Below are 18,535 nucleotides of genomic sequence, written 5' to 3'. Positions count from 1 at the left end.
TTTTACCCACTCGTTCGTCCTCGCGTTTTACAGGGCGGATAAGAATCAATACCATTGGCATCTCTCTGAATTCAGGTATTGCCCCATGCTGCTGCACATTCCCGGCCTGTTCTCTCGCGAGGAGGTGCTGCGCATTCGCCAAGCCCTGGAAAACACCGAGTGGGCCGACGGTAAAATCACCGCCGGGCACCAGTCCGCCAAAGCCAAGCACAACCTGCAATTGCCCGAAGGCCACCCGTTGGCCAAGGAAATCGGCGCGGCAATGCTTGAGCGCTTGTGGAAAAACCCGCTGTTTATGTCGGCGGCATTACCGCACAAAGTCTTTCCGCCGCTGCTCAATTGCTATACGGCGGGTGGCAGTTTCGACTTTCATATCGACAACGCCGTGCGTCAGCCCAGGGGCAGCCATGAGCGGGTGCGTACCGACCTGTCGTCCACGCTGTTTTTCAGCGACCCGGATGAATACGACGGCGGTGAGTTGGAGATTCAGGACACCTTCGGCCTGCAGCGGGTAAAACTGCCGGCCGGCGATATGCTGCTGTACCCCGGCTCCAGCCTGCACAAAGTCAACGCGGTGACGCGCGGGGCGCGGTATGCCGCGTTCTTCTGGACCCAAAGCCTGGTGCGCGAAGACAGCCAGCGCACCTTGCTGTTCGAGATGGACGGTGCGATCCAGCAACTGACCCGCGATGTCCCCGACCATCCGGCGCTGATCCAGCTGACCGGCACTTACCACAACCTGTTGCGCCGCTGGGTTGAGGTCTGACATGGGGTTTTTATTGCGCCGTGAAGAAGTCCTCAACGTCGAGCAATTGCAACGCATGCTCGACGACTCCCCGGTGCGCGCCGCCCAGGCCATCTTGATGGCGGCGAAGGAGGGCGTTGTCGACGCCCAGGCCTTGCTTGGGCAAATCCTGCTGGAAGGGCGCGGCATTGCACGGGATGAAGCGCTGGCACTGCGCTGGTTCCAGATCGCGGCGCAGGGCGGGCATTTGATGGCCCGCAATATGACCGGGCGTTGCCGGGAACATGGCTGGGGCTGCGCCGTGGACGAGGCGGCGGCCGCAAGGGCATATCGCCTGGCGGCAGAGGCCGGGCTGGATTGGGGCCAGTACAACTACGCCAACCTGCTGGCCACCGGCCGTGGCGTGGCTGAAGATCAAGCGCAAGCGCTGGGGTTTTATCGCCAGGCGGCCGAGCAAGGCCATGCCAAGTCGATGAACTTGCTGGGGCGTTATCTGGAAGATGGCCGGTGTTGCCCACAGGATCTTGAGGCTGCCGTGGCCTGGTATCGACGCTCAGCCGAAGGCGGGGATTTTCGCGGGCAGTTCAGTTATGCGGCGGTGCTGGCCGATAGAGGTCAAGTCGAAAGCGCGTTGGAGTGGTTACGCCAGGCACTGGCCGGCGGTAATCTCAAGTTTCTGCGAACGGCCCACAAGGCGTTGGCGGCGGCCGAGAATCCGCAGATCCGGGCCATGGCCGACGCTTACCAGCAACGTGCTGCGACCCTTTCCTGACCCATAAAAAAACCCATGACATGTCATGGGTTTTTTGTGTGCGGCGTGCTTACACGTAGTACGACTTCAACGGCGGAAAGCCATTGAACTCAACCGCGCTGTAGCTGGTGGTGTAGGCACCGGTCGACAACCAGTACAAACGATCGCCAATCGCCAGGTTCAGTGGCAGGCCGTATTTGTAGTTTTCGTACATGATGTCGGCGCTGTCGCAGGTAGGACCGGCGATGACCACTTCTTCCATCTCGCCTTTCTTCTCGGTCCAGATCGGGAACTTGATGGCTTCGTCCATGGTTTCGATCAGGCCGGAGAACTTGCCCACATCCGTGTACACCCAGCGCTCGACGGCGGTACGCGATTTACGCGCCACCAGTACCACTTCACTGACCAGGATACCGGCGTTGGCGATCAGCGAACGGCCCGGTTCCAGGATGATTTCCGGCAGGTCGTCGCCGAAATCTTCCTTGAGGAAGCGGATGATTTCCTGAGCGTAGGTTTCCAGGCTGTTGGTGCGGGTGATGTAGTTGGCCGGGAAGCCGCCGCCCATGTTGATCAGCTTGAGGTGGATACCGTCTTCTTCTTTCAGGCGTTCGAAGATCACTTTGACCTTGGCGATCGCTGCGTCCCACACGCTGATGTCGCGCTGTTGCGAGCCGACGTGGAAGGAGATGCCGTAAGGCACCAGGCCGAGGTCGCGGGCGAGGATCAGCAGGTCCATGGCCATGTCGGTCTGGCAGCCGAATTTGCGCGACAAAGGCCAGTCAGCCGTGGTCGAGCCTTCGGTGAGGATACGCACGTACACTTTCGAGCCCGGCGCGGCCTTGGCGATGTTGCGCAGGTCGGCTTCGGAGTCGGTGGAGAACAGGCGCACGCCTTTCTCGTAGAAGTAGCGGATGTCCTTGGATTTCTTGATGGTGTTCCCGTAGCTGATACGGTCGGGGCTGACGCCACGGTCCATCACTTTATCCAGCTCGTAGATCGAGGCGATGTCGAAGCTCGAGCCCTTGTCTTTCAGCAGGTCGATGATCTCGACAGCCGGGTTGGCCTTGACCGCGTAATAGACTTTGGCGAATTCGAAACCGGCGCGCAGGTCATCGTAGGCCTGGCTGATCATCGCGGTGTCGATCACCACGAACGGGGTTTCTTGCTTGTCGGCGAACGCCTTCATTTTGTCAAAGGTGGCGCGCGCGAAATAATCTTCGACGTTAATCGACATGCTGGGAACTCCTAAGGGCAAACTAATTTGATCAATGGGTGCAAATGAACGTCCTCCGTATCCCCACTTTGGTTCGCCTACTTCCCAAGGCATGTCGCCGAAAGCAAAAAGGCCATGGGATAACCGCGTCCCTTGGCCTTGCTGTCTCGTCGTCAGTACTTGAGCCGGATGGATCGTTTCCAGCATGGACGTTCGGCGCGAACTTTAGGACGTGAGGGGCCATAGATCAACTAAAAATGTCGCGTTTTTGCACGCGTTCGTCGCGGGACCCGGTGCAGCTACTTATGTAACCGACAGGTGTGACGGATTGATGTTCCCCGAATGGGGCAAATCGGTGGGATTTGCGGTGCATTCATCGCGGGCAAGCCCGGCTCCCACAGGGGAATGCATTCCAACAGATGAATGCAATTCAATGTGGGAGCCGGGCTTGCCCGCGATAGCGGTCTATCAGGCCAACGCTGTCTCGGCAGGCGACACAATACTGGTCTTACCGCCACGCGACTTACCGGAACTCAGGTACTCGGCAATCGACTCCTGAGTCACCTCCCCCAGGAACACCCGCTCGGCATCCATCACCGGCAACCACGAGCGGTTGAACTCGTACATGCGCGACAACAGGATGCGCAAATGCTCGTCGTACGCCGCCGTGGCGTTGAATTCCCGCAGGTATTGCCCACAGGTACCGGTCTGACGGTGCAGGTCGCGACGTCGCACATAACCGAGCGCCTTGTTCTCGGCGCAGGTGACCACCACATAACGACGGTCAGTTTCATCCATCAGCTCCAGCGCATCCGCCACCGGGGTTTCCGGGCTCACCGATGGGGCGTTGTCGGCCGCATCTTCGGCTTTAACCAGCAGCAGGCGCTTGAGGGTGCTGTCCTGGCCCACGAAGTTGCTGACGAACTCGTCAGCCGGATGCGCCAGCAAGGTGTCCGGATGGTCGATCTGCAGCAGCTTGCCGGCGCGGAAGATCGCAATCTTGTCGCCCAGCTTGATGGCCTCGTCGATGTCGTGGCTGACCATGATCACGGTCTTGTTCAGCGCGCGTTGCATCTCGAAGAATTCGTTCTGGATCATCTCGCGGTTGATCGGGTCGACCGCACCGAACGGCTCGTCCATCAGCAGCAACGGTGCATCGGCCGCCAACGCACGGATCACACCGATCCGCTGTTGCTGGCCACCCGACAGCTCACGCGGGTAACGGTGCAGGTACTGCTTGGGTTCCAGCTTGATCATGCTCATCAATTCGCGGGCGCGGTCGTGGCATTTCTGCTTGTCCCAGCCGAGCAGCTTGGGCACGACCACGATGTTTTCCTCGATGGTCATGTTCGGGAACAGGCCGATCTGCTGGATCACGTAGCCGATGTTGCGACGCAGGGTCACTTCGTCGAGGTCGGTGGTGTCTTCGCCATTGATCAGGATCTTGCCCGAGGTGGGCTTGATCAGGCGGTTGATCATTTTCAGCGTGGTGCTCTTGCCGCAGCCCGACGGGCCGAGGAATACGCAAATCTCGCCTTCATTGACGGTCAGGCTTACGTCGTTCACGGCGGACACGGTTTTGCCGTTGCTTTGAAAAGTCTTGGTCAGGTTTTGAAGTTCGATCATTTGAGCAGTCCTTTTGGAGTCAGCGAGCGTTGCAGCCATTGCAGAAGCAGGTCGGCGAAGATGGCCAGGAGACTGACCAGCACGGCGCCAACGATCAGCATCGACATATCGCTGCGGCTGATGGAAGCCAGAATAAGTACACCCAGGCCACCGGCGCCGATGGTGGCGGCAATGGTCATCACACCGATGTTCATCACCACGGCGGTGCGCACGCCGGCGAGGATCACCGGCACGGCGATGGGCAGTTCGACCATGCGCAGGCGCTGGCCGAAGGTCATGCCGATGCCTTTGGCGGCTTCGCGGATACCAGGTTCCACGCCGGTGAGGGCGAGGTAGGTGTTACGCATGATCGGCAGCAGGGAGTAGAGGAACACGGCGGTAATCGCCGGCATCGGCCCCAGGCCCTGGCCGAACTTGGAGTAGAACGGCAGCAGCAGGCCAAACAAGGCGATGGACGGCACGGTCAACAGCACCGTAGCGCTGGCTTGCAGCGGACCGGCCAACGTCGGGAAGCGGGTCATCAGCACGCCGAGGGGCACGCCGACGACAATCGCCAGGATCACCGCAATGCCGACCAGGGTGATGTGCTGCCAGGTGAGGTGCAGGACTTGGGCCCAATCAAGATGGGAAAAGGCGTTCAGGAATTCCATGTCTTCTCCTCTTATGGGTTGATCGGATGTTGGCGCAGGAAGTCTGCGGCCACGGCGGACGGGCTTTCATGGTCGACGTCGACCCGCGCATTCAGCTGGCGCATGGTTGCATCGTCGAACAGCGCGGCCAGCGGCTTGAGGTCAGCGGCCAATTCAGGGTGCGCGTCCAGATAAACCTGACGCACCACGGGCGCGGCGGTGTAGTCCGGGAAGTAATGCTTGTCGTCTTCCAGCAGCTTCAATTTGAAGGCATTCAAGCGACCGTCGGTGGTGTAGACCAACCCGGCAAACACCTGGCCATTACGCAGCGCGGTGTAGACCAGCCCGGCGTCCATCTGCCGCGTGTTTTTGCGGGTCAGGTTCATGTCATACAGCTTGACCATGCCGGCCATGCCGTCAGAACGGTTGGCGAACTCGGTGTCCAGGGCCACCAGGCGTGTGCCTTTGGTTTTCTCTGCGAGTGCTTGGGTCAGGTCGCTGATGCTGTTGATCTGCGGGAATTCCTGGGCCACGTTGTCCGGCAGTGCCAGCGCGTAGGTGTTGCTGAATTTCGACGGCGACAGCCAGACCAAGCCTTTTTTCGCATCGAGTTCTTTCACTCGGGCGTAGGACTGCTCGCTGTCGAGCTTCTCGTCCACATGGTTGTAGGCCACCAGCGACACGCCGGTGTATTCCCAGATAAGGTCCAGTTGCCCGCTTTCCTGGGCACTGCGCGCCAGGTTACTGCCCAGGCCGCCGGTCACGCGGGTGTCGTAGCCCTTGCTGCGCAGGTATTGGGAGGTGATTTCGGCGAGCAAGGTCTGTTCGGTGAACACCCGGGCGCCGATACGGATCACTGGTTTTTCTGCGGCTTGCGCAAAACCTGCAAACAGCAGGACGCAGCTCAGTATCAATGTCAGTTTTTTCATGTGATTTCCTTTGCCAAGCCTTAAGACGGACGCAACCCGCGTTCCAGCCAGAGGCGGCTGGCCATGGTCACCAGACCGTCGAGCAGCAACGCCAGCAGCGCGGTGCACGCGGCGCCGAGCAGCAATTGCGGCTGATTGTTCAGGGCGATGCCGGGGAAAATCAGGCTGCCCAGGCTGTTGGCGCCAATCAGGAAGGCCAGCGGCGCTGTACCGACGTTGATCGCCAGGGCCACACGCACACCGCCGATGATGATCGGCACGGCGTTGGGCAATTCCACGCGAAACAGCACCTGGCGCGGCGTCATGCCGATGCCGGTGGCGGCTTCTTTCAGGGAGCCCTGTACGTTTTTCAGGCCTTCGTAGGTGTTGCGCACAATCGGCAACAGGGAGGCGAGGAACAGCGCGAAGATGGCCGGGCCACTGCCGATGCCAAGGACGCCGAGGGCGATGGCCAGTACGGCCAGGGGAGGGACGGTGTTGCCGATGTTGAAGATTTGCATGAAACGTTCTGCGCGCCCGACCATGTTCGGTCGGCTAAGCAGGATACCGGCGGGGATCCCTACAACGAGGGCGGCCAGCATGGAGACAAGAACGAGGATCAGGTGTGCTTGCAGGTAAAACAACAAATCGTCGCGGTACAGTTCGATCGTGTTGATGCCGATCCAGTGGACCAGCAGGGCCAGGAGAGCGACGACAACCGCTCCTCCTATCAGCCCTTTGCCATAGCGAATAGCCACAGGCGGACTCCTTTTTTTCTTTTGTCGGCGAACACATTTCCGAGCGGCAATGCCATTCCTGGCTGTCGGCGAATATGTTCGCGAAAAGCAGCTCGCCGATACCGGCAATGCGGTATGCGATCAAGCCATGAGCGCAGCCTCGTCAGGCTAACTTGCTGATTTTTCAGCCCCTGTTACGAGTGCGGTAGCAGGGGAGTGGACGTCTCTACCTTTTAAAAGGTTCCACACTTGGCAGCATTTAGCCACCCCCAATGGGTTGAACGGTGGTCCTTAACCCTGGGTTTGCGCTATACTCGCCGCCCTTTTTTGACTCACCCGCCAGGCGATTTCCCATGACCCACCAGGCCGCCGAAGTCGCGAAACGCCGCACTTTCGCTATTATTTCCCACCCCGATGCCGGTAAAACCACCATCACCGAGAAGCTCCTGCTGATGGGCAAGGCAATCGCGGTGGCCGGCACGGTGAAATCCCGCAAATCCGACCGCCATGCCACCTCCGACTGGATGGAAATGGAAAAACAACGGGGTATTTCCATTACCACGTCGGTCATGCAGTTCCCGTATCGCGACCACATGGTCAACCTGCTCGACACCCCGGGCCACGAAGACTTCTCCGAAGACACCTACCGCACATTGACGGCAGTGGACTCGGCACTGATGGTCCTCGACGGCGGTAAAGGCGTTGAGCCACGGACCATCGCGCTGATGGACGTCTGCCGTCTGCGTGATACGCCCATCGTCAGCTTCATCAACAAACTCGACCGCGATATCCGCGACCCGATCGAGTTGCTCGATGAAATCGAAGCGGTCCTGAAGATCAAGGCCGCGCCGATCACCTGGCCGATTGGTTGCTACCGCGACTTCAAGGGCGTTTACCACCTGGCTGACGACTACATCATTGTCTACACCGCTGGCCACGGCCACGAACGCACCGATGTAAAAATCATCGAGAAACTCGACTCCGACGAAGCCCGCGCCCACCTGGGTGACGAGTACGACCGCTTTGTCGATCAGTTGGAACTGGTGCAGGGCGCCTGCCACGCGTTCAACCAGCAGGAGTTCCTCGATGGCCAACTGACGCCGGTGTTCTTCGGTACCGCCTTGGGCAACTTCGGCGTCGACCACGTGCTCGACGCCGTGGTGAACTGGGCGCCAGAGCCTCTGGCCCGTGTTGCCAACGAGCGCACCGTGGAACCGGTTGAAGAGAAATTCACCGGCTTCGTGTTCAAGATCCAGGCGAACATGGACCCCAAGCACCGCGACCGTATCGCCTTTATGCGCATTTGCTCCGGCAAATACGAAAAAGGCATGAAGATGCGCCACGTGCGTACCGGCAAGGACGTGCGCATCGGCGACGCCCTGACGTTCTTCTCCTCGGAGCGTGAACAGCTGGAAGAGGCCTTCGCCGGCGACATCATCGGCTTGCACAACCACGGCACTATCCAGATCGGTGACACCTTCACCGAAGGCGAAGCGCTGGGCTTCACCGGTATCCCGCATTTCGCTCCGGAACTGTTCCGCCGCGTGCGCCTGCGTGACCCGCTCAAATCCAAGCAACTGCGCCAAGGTTTGCAGCAATTGGCGGAAGAGGGCGCGACCCAGGTGTTCTTCCCCGAGCGCAGCAACGACATCATCCTCGGCGCCGTCGGTGTGCTGCAGTTCGATGTGGTCGCCAGCCGCTTGAAAGAGGAATACAAGGTCGAATGCTCCTACGAGCCGATCACCGTGTACTCCGCGCGCTGGATCGATTGCAGCGATAAGAAGAAGTTGGAAGAGTTCTCCAACAAGGCCGTAGAAAACCTGGCGATCGACGGCGGTGGTCACCTGACCTACCTGGCGCCGACCCGGGTCAACCTGGCGCTGATGGAAGAGCGCTGGCCGGACGTGAAATTCCGTGCGACCCGCGAGCACCATTAAGGTCTGAGCGGTACACGAAAGGGCGAAGCCGTGATGGCTTCGCCCTTTTTTGTGGGCGCCGATAATCCAAGTGTGGGAGCGGGCTTGCTCGCGAATGCGCAGTGTCAGTCATGGATAGGTTGACTGATACACCGCATTCGCGAGCAAGCCCGCTCCCACATTCTGATCTCCACGTGGCGATGAATTGGCGAGAAGCCCGCATCCCGTCTAGCGTTTGAATTATTACATCCACTTACCGACGGATCAGGAGGCGACCTTGCGTATAACTCAACGCGCCATTCATATGGTGCTGCTGGGGGCCCTGGGCCTGTCCACTGCTTTGGCGTACACCTCGGCGCTGGCGGATACAGGTACGGCCCAATGGAAAGACACCGGCCCGGTCAGCAAAAAAAAGCAAAAAGAGGTCAACTCCGGTGGCTGGCAGCCACAGGCCCAACCTGCGCCCAAGGAAGACGCGGAAAATCCTTACAACGAGGGGGAGGACAGCGAAACCTACGATGACGGCGATACCTGATGAGCGAGTGGCGTAAACCCGAGAACGGAACTAGCTTAATTCACAGCGACGGTCGAACGCCGGCGCGCGTGTTTCACTGACTGGACGGAAATCGACCATGACTATCTTTCAACGTGTGGTGCTGTTGCTAAAGGTGTTGGTGATGTTGTCGCTGGGTGCTTCATCTGCGTGGGCCAATACGGCCGTGCAGAGCCAGGCCCCGGCGGTTGTAGCGGCGAAGTCGGTGACAGCGGGTGGTTTGCAACTGGCTGCGGACGAGTCAGAGCCCGGTGATAAGGACCAGGGCGGCTCCAAGGATGATGATGACCAACAGGCCCCGCCAGACGACGATGACAGCGACAGTGATACGTAAGTCAGCGTGAAAAAAAGCCCCACCGGCCGGACTGATGCGCAATCCGACGGGTGGGGCGGTAGAACTTGTGTAATGCCCTGGGCTTAATCACCCAGGGCATTTTTGTTGCGGTCAGGCCACAAATTGCTCCGCGTAGTGGCAAGCCACCTGGCGGTTATCCAGGGCGCGCAATTGCGGTTCCTCGCTGCTGCACCGCGCGGTCGCATACGGGCAGCGCTTGTGGAAGGCGCAACCCGGCGGCGGGTTCAGTGGGTTAGGCAGTTCGCCGACGATCTTGATTTTCGGCTTGTTCGGGTCCGGGTGGATGGTCGGGGTAGCCGACAGCAACGCCTGGGTGTACGGGTGCAGGGGACGGGCGTAGATGTCGTCCTTGGGGCCCACTTCCACCGGGCGGCCGAGGTACATCACCATCACGTCATCGGCAACGTGTTGCACCACCGCCAGGTTGTGGGAGATGAACACATAGGCGGTGTTGAATTCCTGCTGCAAATCCATGAACAGGTTGAGCACCTGGGCCTGGATCGACACGTCGAGTGCTGACGTCGGCTCATCCGCCACCAGCACTTTAGGTTGCAGCATCATGGCGCGGGCCAATGCGATCCGCTGGCGCTGGCCGCCGGAGAACATGTGCGGGTAGCGCTGATAATGCTCAGGGCGCAGGCCCACTTGCTTCATCATCGCCTGCACTTTCTCGCGGCGCTCGGCGGCGGACAGGTTGGTGTTGATCAACAGCGGCTCGCCGAGTTGATCACCGACTTTCTGGCGCGGGTTCAACGAGGCATACGGGCTCTGGAACACCATCTGCACGTCTTTGCGCAATTGCTTGCGCTGGGCCTTGTCGGCGCCGGCCACTTCCTGGCCAGCGATCTTCAAGGAACCCGAAGACGGCTCTTCAATCAGTGTCAGGGCGCGGGCCAGGGTGGATTTGCCGCAACCGGATTCGCCAACGACCGCGAGGGTCTTGCCAGCTTCCAGCTCGAACGACACGCCATTAAGCGCGCGCACCAGGGCGTGGCCCTTGAACAGGCCACGGGACACTTCGTAGTGACGGGTGAGGTCGCGGGCGGTAAGAACGACGGCCATTACGCCACCTCCTGGTTCAAGGGGTAGAAGCAGCGCGCAAGGCTGTTGCTTTTCGGATCAAGCCCAGGCCGCTGGGCACGGCAGGATTCCTGCACGTACGGGCAGCGCGGTGACAGCAGGCAACCCTGCGGGCGGTCATAACGACCGGGAACGATACCCGGCAGCGTGGCCAGGCGCGTGGCGCCAAGGCTGTGCTCGGGGATCGCCTTGAGCAGCGCTTCGCTGTACGGATGCGCCGGAATGTCGAACAACTGCGGCACCTGACCGACTTCAACGGCCTGGCCAGCGTACATCACGCACACGCGCTGGGCGGTTTCGGCCACGACGGCCAAGTCGTGAGTGATCAGCACCAGGCCCATGTTCTGCTCTTTCTGCAGGGCCAGCAGCAGCTCCATGATCTGCGCCTGGATGGTCACGTCCAACGCGGTGGTCGGTTCGTCAGCAATCAGCAGTTTCGGCTCACCGGCAATCGCCATGGCGATTGCAACACGCTGGCTCATACCGCCGGACAGTTGGTGCGGGTAGGCGTCCATACGGCTGGCAGCGCCTGGGATCTCAACCTTTTCCAACAGTTCGATGGCACGCTTGCGCGCTTGCTTGCCGGACATTTTCAGGTGCAGGCGCAGCACTTCTTCAATCTGGAAACCCACGGTGTAGCTGGGGTTCAGCGCGGTCATCGGGTCCTGGAACACCATTGCCAGGTCTTTGCCGACGATCTGACGGCGCTGGCGGTTGCTCAGCTTGAGCATGTCCTTGCCGTCGAAGTTCAGGGCATCGGCGGTGACGATGCCGGGGTGCTCGATCAGGCCCATCAGCGCCATCATGGTCACGGATTTACCCGAACCCGACTCGCCAACGATCGCCAGCACTTCGCCTTTGTCGACGGAAATGTCGAGGCCATCGACCACCGGTACGGCGGTCTTGTCGCCGAAGCGCACGTTGAGATTCTTGATTTCTAACAGTGACATGGGAATCTCCTCAGGCGGCGTTCTTGAGTTTCGGGTCCAGCGCATCGCGCAGGCCGTCACCCATCAAGTTGATTGCCAGCACGCTGAGCAAAATGGTCAAGCCAGGCAAGCTCACTACCCACCAGGCGCGTTCGATGTAGTCACGGGCCGAAGCCAGCATGGTGCCCCACTCCGGGGTTGGCGGTTGTACGCCAAGGCCAAGGAAGCCCAGGGCCGCAGCATCGAGAATCGCCGAAGAGAAGCTCAAGGTGGCCTGTACGATCAGCGGCGCCATGCAGTTAGGCAGCACGGTGATGAACATCAGGCGTGGCAGGCCGGCGCCGGCGAGGCGGGCGGCCGTCACGTAGTCGCGGTTCAGTTCGCCCATCACCGCAGCGCGGGTCAGACGGACATAGGACGGCAAGGACACGATGGCAATCGCAATCACGGTGTTGATCAGGCCAGGGCCGAGGATCGCGACAATGGCCACAGCCAGCAGCAGCGACGGCAGGGCCAGCATGATGTCCATCAAGCGCATGATGGTTGGGCCAAGCATGCGCGGGAAGAACCCGGCGAACAGACCCAGCAGGATGCCCGGGATCAGCGACATCACCACCGACGACAAGCCGATCAGCAATGAGAGGCGTGAGCCTTGGATCAGACGCGAGAGCAGGTCACGGCCCAGTTCGTCAGTACCCAGCAGGAATTGCATCTGCCCGCCTTCCAGCCAGGCCGGTGGGGTGAGCAGGAAGTCGCGGTATTGCTCGCTCGGGTTATGCGGCGCAACCCAAGGGGCGAAGAGCGCGCAAAACACGATCAGCAACATAAACAGCAGGCCGGCAACGGCGCCTTTGTTCTTGGAGAAGGCTTGCCAGAATTCTTTGTACGGGGACGGATACAGCAGGCTTTGATCGACTGCTGACACTTGAGTAGGTGTGGTCATGGTCATGATCTCAGCGCTGGTGACGGATGCGTGGGTTGGCGAAGCCGTAGAGGATATCCACCACGAAGTTCACCAGGATCACCAGGCAGGCGATCAGCAGGATGCCGTTTTGCACCACCGGGTAGTCCCGCGCGCCAATGGCTTCGATCAGCCATTTGCCGATGCCAGGCCACGAGAAGATGGTTTCGGTGAGGACCGCACCGGCCAGCAGGGTGCCGACTTGCAGGCCCACCACGGTGAGTACCGGGATCAGCGCATTACGCAGGCCGTGTACGAATACCACGCGCGCCGGCGACAGGCCTTTGGCCTTGGCGGTACGGATGTAGTCTTCACGCAATACTTCGAGCATCGACGAACGGGTCATCCGCGCAATCACCGCCAGCGGGATGGTGCCGAGCACGATGGCCGGCAGGATCAGGTGGTGCAGGGCGTCGAAGAATGCGTCCGGCTCGTCAGCCAGCAGGGTGTCGATCAGCATGAAGCCGGTGCGCGGCTCGATGTCGTAGAGCAGGTCGATACGCCCGGAAACCGGGGTCCAGCCCAGGCTTACCGAGAAGAACATGATCAGGATCAGGCCCCACCAGAAGATCGGCATCGAATATCCCGCGAGGGAGATGCCCATCACCCCATGGTCGAACAGGGATCCTCGTTTCAAGGCCGCGATCACCCCGGCCAACAGGCCCAGGATACCGGCGAACAACAGGGCGGCCATGGACAGTTCCAGGGTCGCCGGGAAGAGGGCGGTGAATTCGGTCCACACGCTGGTGCGGGTGCGCAGCGATTCGCCAAGGTCGCCGTGGGCGAGCTTGCCAACATAGTCCAGGTATTGCGCGTACAGCGGCTTGTTAAGACCAAGGCGTTCCATTGCCTGTGCGTGCATCTCGGGGTCGACTCGTCGTTCGCCCATCATGACTTCGACGGGGTCGCCGGGGATCATGCGAATCAACGCAAACGTCAGCAACGTGATGCCGAAAAACGTGGGGATCAATAACCCCAATCGGCGGGCAATAAAACTAAACATCTTGTTGTGTACCTCAATCAGCCGGTTAGGCAGGTTCGGCACCGTCAATGGCGACGGTGCCGAGCGTCTTCTCTTATTACTTCACCTGGGTGGTGGCGAAGTTATTTGTCGTCAGAGGGCTTTGGGTAAAGCCTTCGACGTTTTTACGCATGGCGGTGAACATTTTCGGGTAAGCCATGGGAATCCACGGTTGGTCCTTCTCGAAAACGTCCATGGCTTGTTCGTAGAGTGCAGCCCGTTTCGAGGGTTCCTCAATGGCGCGTGCCTTATCGATCAAGTCTTGAAACTCTTTGTTACACCAGCGGGCGTAGTTTTCGCCGTTTTTCGCTGCATCGCAACTCAGGTTAGGGGTGAGGAAGTTATCCGGGTCCCCGTTATCCCCTGCCCAGCCAGCCGATACCATGTCGTGCTCGCCGTTTTTAGCACGCTTGAGCATCTCGCCCCATTCCATGACTTTGATATTGACCTTCAGGCCAATCTGAGCCAAATCCGCCTGCATGCGCTGGGCGCCGAGCATTGGGTTAGGGTTGGTCGGGCCACCGCCGTTACGGGTGAACAAGGTGAACTCGGTGCCTTCCGGTACGCCGGCTTCCTTGAGCAGGGCGCGGGCCTTGTCCAGGTCACGCGGCGGGTTTTTCAGTTTGTCGCTGAAACCCAGCAGGGTCGGTGGATACGGGCCGGTGGCGTCGATGGCGTTGCCTTTGCCGTACAGGGATTCGTTGTAGCCTTTTTTGTCGAACGCGATGTTGATCGCGTGACGCACCCGCGCGTCGCTCATGTACTTGTGGGTGGTGTTCAGCGCGGTGTAGCTGGTGGTCATCGCCGCCAGTTCCGCCACTTTCAGGTTCGGGTCGGCTTTCATGCTCGGCACGTCATCCGGCTTCGGATACAGCGCGATCTGGCATTCGTTGGCCTTGAGCTTTTGCAGGCGCACATTGTTGTCGGTGGTGATCGCCAGGATCAGCGGGTCCGCCGGCGGCTTGCCACGGAAGTAATCCGGGTTGGCCTTGAAGCGCACTTGGGCGTCTTTGGCGTAGCGGGTGAAGATGAACGGCCCGGTGCCGATCGGCTTGGCGTTCAGGTCATCGGTCTTGCCGGACTTGAGCAACTGGTCGGCGTATTCGGCGGAGTGAATCGAGGAAAACGCCATGGCCAGGTCGGACAGAAACGGTGCTTCAGGGCGGGTCAGGGTAAATACGACGGTGTGGTCGTCGGTCTTCGTTACGCTCTTGAGCAGTTCCTTGAAGCCCATGCTTTCAAAGTACGGGTAGCCCACGTTGGACTTGTTGTGCCAAGGGTGATTCGGGTCCAACTGGCGCTGGAAGCTCCAAAGTACATCGTCGGCATTCATGTTGCGCGTGGGTTTGAAGTAGTCGGTGGTGTGGAACTTGATGTCTTCACGCAGGTGGAACGTGTAGATCAGGCCATCGGCGCTGATTTCCGGCAAGGCCTTGGCCAGCGCGGGGATTACTTCGGTGGTGCCGGGCTTGAAGTCCACCAGGCGGTTGAACATGGTTTCGGCGGCGGCGTCAGCCGTCACGGCGGTGGTGTACAGGACCGGGTCAAAACCTTCCGGGCTGGCTTCGGTGCAGACCACCAGCGGTTTGGCCGAAACGCCGATCGCAACGCTCAACAGCGCAGCGGCAATGGCAGCTTGTAGCGGGAGCATTTTCATTCAGAGCCCTCTGCAATCGATTAAACCAGACAAGCGTAGTCGGCGGGCTCGCAATGAGCCCGCCGACTACCTGGTGCTAATTAAAGAATGTTGAACGGGATGGTGGTGACCAGGCGGAACTCACGGATGTTGCCGTCAGCCTGGTTGGCGGTGGCGCGGTGAGTCACGTAGGTACCACGAATCGTGGTGGCCTTGAGCGGGCCGCTCTGCAAGGCGTAGGAAGTACCGATGCCGTATTCCTGGTGTTTCTCGCCGTCCTGGGACTGAATACCGTTGTAAGCAAAGCCGGCACGGCCGCCGTCGCCGGTGTAGTGAGTGCCGTCAATGCCCCAGCCGCGAGCCGAGTAGATATTGAACTTCAAGCCTGGCACGCCGTATTCGGCCATGTTGATACCGTAGGCAACCTGGAAGGATTTCTCGTTCGGGCCGTTAAAGTCGGACGTCAGGGAGTTGGCCAGGTAGATGCCGTTGGTTTCGTGCAGGTAGTCGAAGTACTCGTTACCGTTCACTTCCTGGTACGAGAAGGTCAGGCTGTGGGCTTGGTGAGTCAGGCCCAGCGACAGCGAGTAGGTATCGTTGTCGATTTTACCCATCAGCTTTTTGCCGGTATCGACGGTTTTGTAGTAATTCAGGCCGGTGGTCAGTGCCAGGGTCTGTGCATCACCCAGTTCGTGGGTGGCGCCGAAGTAGTACTGGTTCCAGAAGTCTTCGACATTGGCGGCGAACAGGCTGGTTTTCAGGCTCTTGAATGGCTGGTAGTTGACGCCCAAGGTGTTGACCTTGTCGGTTTCCTGGCCATTGCCGTACTCGGAGCGGAATTTCGACAGGCTCTGCTCGGTACGTGGCGAAACGCGGTCAAACACGCCACCCTGGAACGACAGGTTGCTGAATTCTTCACTGTTGAAGCTCACACCTTCAAAGCTCGAAGGCAGGGCACGGTTGCCGATGGTGTCGACGATACCGCTGCTGAAGTTCTGGCGACCGGCGGTCAATGTGGTGTTCGAAACGCGGAACTTGACGTTGGCCAGGCCCAGTTTGCTCCACTGGTCGACTGCGTCACCGTTGGAGTCGGCCAGGGTACGGTTGGAACCACCCTTGATGTCGCGCTTGCTACGGTCCAGAACCAGAGCGTTGTAGACCGCCACTTCGGTGCTCACGCCAACGGTGCCTTGGGTGAAGCCCGAGGTAGCGTTGAGGATGGTGCCTTGCACCCAGTTGGTACGGTACGCGTCGGTGCGGGCTTCGCCGTGTTTTTGGTAAGTGAACTTGCCGCCACGGAATTTCTGTTCGTTGGCAAACCAGTTACGGGTAGTACCGCCCAGGCTGAATCCATCGACAAAGCCCTTGGCCTCGCTTTGGGCACTGGTGCCGGCCAATGTGGTTGGAACGAAGTCCTGGCTCTGGGTTTCAGCGAAGGCGGTTGCCGTGATGCTGCTGATGGCCAGGGCCAGAAGCGCTTTGCTACTCAGTTTCATGGGTGAAGCTCCTTTGGTTCTCTTTTTAATGCCGGTCTTTTTAGGTGAACCGGCTATTGGGTGTGTAACTCGTTCAAGCTCTTGCAAACGTTTGCCGTAGGAAAATTCCCAACAAAAGGCTGCACGTTTGCCGGAGAGCGAATTTCGCTCCCCGCCATCCGGTTATTTTCTTATGGGTTAATACTGACGCCCGAGAACACGTTGCGGCCGAAGGGGCTGACTTTGAAACCTTCGACTTTGGCGCTTAACGGCTGGTTGACCGTCGAGTGGGCGACTGGCGTGATCGGCACCTGCTGCTTGAGCAGTTGCTGCGCCTGTTTGTACAGAACAGTCCTTTGTTCGCGGTCGGTCACGACCTTGGCTTGCTTGATCAGCTTGTCGTACGCCGGGTCACACCACATGGAGTAGTTGTTCCCGCCGATGGCGTCGCAGCTATAAAGAGTACCCAGCCAGTTGTCCGGGTCACCGTTGTCACCGGTCCAGCCGATCAGGCTGACATCGTGCTCACCGTTCTTGGTGCGCTTGATGTATTCGCCCCACTCGTAGCTGACGATCTTGACCTTGAGGCCGATCTTGGCCCAATCGCTTTGCAGCATTTCGGCCATCAGCTTGGCGTTGGGGTTGTAGGGCCGTTGTACCGGCATCGCCCACAGGGTGATCTCGGTGCCTTCCTTAACGCCGGCGGCCTTGAGCAGTTGCTTGGCTTTTTCCGGGTTGTAGGCGGCGTCCTTGATGGTGTCGTCGTAAGACCACTGCGTCGGCGGCATAGCGTTGACGGCCAGTTGGCCTGCGCCCTGATACACGGCATTCAGGATGCTTTGCTTGTTCACCGCCATGTCCAGCGCCTGCCGCACTTCGAGCTGGTCGAAGGGTTTGTGGCGCACGTTGTAGGCGATATAGCCGAGGTTGAAACCGGGCTTGGTCAGCAGTTGCAGGTTCGGGTCGGCCTTGAGGGCATCGACGTCGGCCGGGCGCGGATGCAGGGTCACCTGGCATTCGCCGGCCTTGAGCTTCTGCACCCGCACTGACGCGTCAGTGTTGATGGCGAAGATCAATTGATCCAGCTTGACCCGGCTCGGGTCCCAGTACTGTTTGTTGGCCACATAACGGATCTGCGAGTCTTTCTGATAGCGCTGGAACACATACGGGCCAGTGCCGATCGGCTTCTGGTTGATGTCGCTGGGTTTGCCTTCCTTAAGCAACTGCTCGGCGTATTCGGCTGACAGAATCGCGGCAAAGCTCATGGCGATGTTTTGCACGAACGCGGCGTCGACCGTGTTCAATGTCATCACCACGGTGTGCGGGTCGGTTTTCTCGACCTTGGCAATGTTCTTGTTCAGGCTCATCCCGTTGAAGTACGGAAACTCGGTGGGGTAGGCCTTGCGAAACGGGTGGTCGGGGTCAAGCATGCGGTTGAACGTGAACAGCACGTCGTCGGCGTTGAAGTCGCGCGTCGGCTTGAATTCCTTGTTGCTGTGGAATTTCACCCCTTCACGCAGGTGAAAGGTGTAGGTCAGGCCGTCTGGCGAAATATCCCACTTGGTTGCCAGCGCAGGTACCACATTGGTCTCGCCTTTTTCGAACTCAACCAGGCGGTTGTACAGCGGCTCCGCTGCGTCGTTGTCCGTGGCGGTGGTGTACTGCGCGGTGTCAAACCCGGCCGGGCTGCCTTCAGAGCAGAACACCAGGCTCTTCTTGTCGGCGGCTTGGCCCATCGTGGCCACAGCCAGCAGGCTGGTGCCAAAAATTGCGGATAGAACGGTGGTATGGCGCATGACGATCCCGATCCTTGTTTGTTGTTGTCATCAGTGAGCAATCACCCTGGCGTTCGGCCAGGGAGACATCACTGATCCCACACACAGCAAGTGCCTTTCCGAGATTGGAGACTCTGCTGTCCTACGACGGTATGGGCCGCGGACTTCGCAGTAAATGCGCCAAAACGGATTGACCTTGTAGGTAACGGAGCTCTACGTCGCGGC

At 59.6% G+C, this 18,535-nt stretch carries 17 protein-coding genes; 5 read left to right on the top strand and 12 right to left on the bottom strand.

Annotation, left to right across the window (positions count from 1 at the left end; translation table 11 throughout):
- Positions 1-85: 85 nt before the first annotated feature.
- Entirely contained in the window at positions 86-766 is a 681-nt protein-coding gene (locus ACI77D_RS11585) for a Fe2+-dependent dioxygenase (RefSeq protein WP_262667018.1), read from the top strand.
- Between the two features lies 1 nt (position 767).
- A complete protein-coding gene (locus ACI77D_RS11580; RefSeq protein ID WP_407016591.1) occupies positions 768-1,517 on the top strand; it encodes a tetratricopeptide repeat protein in 750 nt (249 codons plus the stop codon).
- Between the two features lie 49 nt (positions 1,518-1,566).
- Here ACI77D_RS11580 and ACI77D_RS11575 read toward each other — a convergent pair whose 3' ends face one another.
- From ACI77D_RS11575 to ACI77D_RS11555, 5 genes are all read right to left on the bottom strand, one after another.
- Entirely contained in the window at positions 1,567-2,730 is a 1,164-nt protein-coding gene (locus ACI77D_RS11575) for a type III PLP-dependent enzyme (protein ID WP_064450673.1), read from the bottom strand.
- Positions 2,731-3,177: 447 nt separating this feature from the next.
- On the bottom strand, positions 3,178-4,335 hold the full coding sequence (locus ACI77D_RS11570) for a betaine/proline/choline family ABC transporter ATP-binding protein (protein ID WP_017138294.1): 1,158 nt from the start codon (positions 4,333-4,335) through the stop codon (positions 3,178-3,180).
- Positions 4,332-4,985: an ABC transporter permease gene (locus tag ACI77D_RS11565; RefSeq protein ID WP_027604864.1), complete on the bottom strand. Its 654-nt coding sequence runs from the start codon at positions 4,983-4,985 to the stop codon at positions 4,332-4,334. The genes ACI77D_RS11570 and ACI77D_RS11565 overlap by 4 nt, the downstream gene beginning before the upstream one ends.
- Before the next feature lie 11 nt (positions 4,986-4,996).
- Positions 4,997-5,893, bottom strand: coding sequence for a glycine betaine ABC transporter substrate-binding protein (locus ACI77D_RS11560; RefSeq protein WP_407016590.1), 897 nt, complete (start codon positions 5,891-5,893; stop codon positions 4,997-4,999).
- Between the two features lie 20 nt (positions 5,894-5,913).
- Positions 5,914-6,630: an ABC transporter permease gene (locus tag ACI77D_RS11555; protein ID WP_025856261.1), complete on the bottom strand. Its 717-nt coding sequence runs from the start codon at positions 6,628-6,630 to the stop codon at positions 5,914-5,916.
- A 332-nt stretch (positions 6,631-6,962) separates the two neighbouring features.
- On the opposite strand from ACI77D_RS11555, the gene ACI77D_RS11550 reads away from it, so the two are divergent.
- From ACI77D_RS11550 to ACI77D_RS11540, 3 genes are all read left to right on the top strand, one after another.
- Positions 6,963-8,546, top strand: a complete 1,584-nt coding sequence (locus ACI77D_RS11550; RefSeq protein WP_064450675.1) for a peptide chain release factor 3 — start codon at positions 6,963-6,965, stop codon at positions 8,544-8,546.
- Between the two features lie 256 nt (positions 8,547-8,802).
- Positions 8,803-9,060: a hypothetical protein gene (locus ACI77D_RS11545; RefSeq protein ID WP_064450676.1), complete on the top strand. Its 258-nt coding sequence runs from the start codon at positions 8,803-8,805 to the stop codon at positions 9,058-9,060.
- A 97-nt stretch (positions 9,061-9,157) separates the two neighbouring features.
- Complete coding sequence (locus ACI77D_RS11540) at positions 9,158-9,412, top strand: hypothetical protein (RefSeq protein WP_064450677.1); 255 nt, start codon at positions 9,158-9,160, stop codon at positions 9,410-9,412.
- Between the two features lie 111 nt (positions 9,413-9,523).
- Here ACI77D_RS11540 and ACI77D_RS11535 read toward each other — a convergent pair whose 3' ends face one another.
- The 7 genes from ACI77D_RS11535 to ACI77D_RS11505 all read right to left on the bottom strand — a co-directional run bounded on the left by ACI77D_RS11535 (position 9,524) and on the right by ACI77D_RS11505 (position 18,271).
- Complete coding sequence (locus tag ACI77D_RS11535) at positions 9,524-10,495, bottom strand: peptide ABC transporter ATP-binding protein (protein ID WP_064450678.1); 972 nt, start codon at positions 10,493-10,495, stop codon at positions 9,524-9,526.
- The gene (locus tag ACI77D_RS11530) at positions 10,495-11,463 is read right to left on the bottom strand and encodes an ABC transporter ATP-binding protein (protein ID WP_017138287.1); all 969 of its coding nucleotides are present in this window, start codon (positions 11,461-11,463) and stop codon (positions 10,495-10,497) included. The genes ACI77D_RS11535 and ACI77D_RS11530 overlap by 1 nt, the downstream gene beginning before the upstream one ends.
- Before the next feature lie 10 nt (positions 11,464-11,473).
- Positions 11,474-12,385, bottom strand: coding sequence for an ABC transporter permease subunit (locus tag ACI77D_RS11525; protein ID WP_064450679.1), 912 nt, complete (start codon positions 12,383-12,385; stop codon positions 11,474-11,476).
- Between the two features lie 10 nt (positions 12,386-12,395).
- Positions 12,396-13,406 carry an ABC transporter permease subunit gene (locus ACI77D_RS11520; protein ID WP_010565541.1) on the bottom strand — a complete coding sequence of 337 codons (1,011 nt, stop codon included), beginning with the start codon at positions 13,404-13,406 and terminating at the stop codon, positions 12,396-12,398.
- A 76-nt stretch (positions 13,407-13,482) separates the two neighbouring features.
- Positions 13,483-15,081 carry an ABC transporter substrate-binding protein gene (locus ACI77D_RS11515; protein ID WP_407016589.1) on the bottom strand — a complete coding sequence of 533 codons (1,599 nt, stop codon included), beginning with the start codon at positions 15,079-15,081 and terminating at the stop codon, positions 13,483-13,485.
- A gap of 80 nt (positions 15,082-15,161) precedes the next feature.
- Positions 15,162-16,556, bottom strand: a complete 1,395-nt coding sequence (locus tag ACI77D_RS11510; protein ID WP_407016588.1) for an OprD family porin — start codon at positions 16,554-16,556, stop codon at positions 15,162-15,164.
- Between the two features lie 170 nt (positions 16,557-16,726).
- Complete coding sequence (locus ACI77D_RS11505; protein ID WP_407016639.1) at positions 16,727-18,271, bottom strand: ABC transporter substrate-binding protein; 1,545 nt, start codon at positions 18,269-18,271, stop codon at positions 16,727-16,729.
- Positions 18,272-18,535: the final 264 nt, after the last annotated feature.

Source organism: Pseudomonas sp. O39 (assembly GCF_045447295.1).
Lineage (GTDB): Bacteria > Pseudomonadota > Gammaproteobacteria > Pseudomonadales > Pseudomonadaceae > Aquipseudomonas > Aquipseudomonas antarctica_A.
Note: the sequence above shows the minus strand (reverse complement) of the source record. Positions and strands in the feature narration are given on the sequence as shown.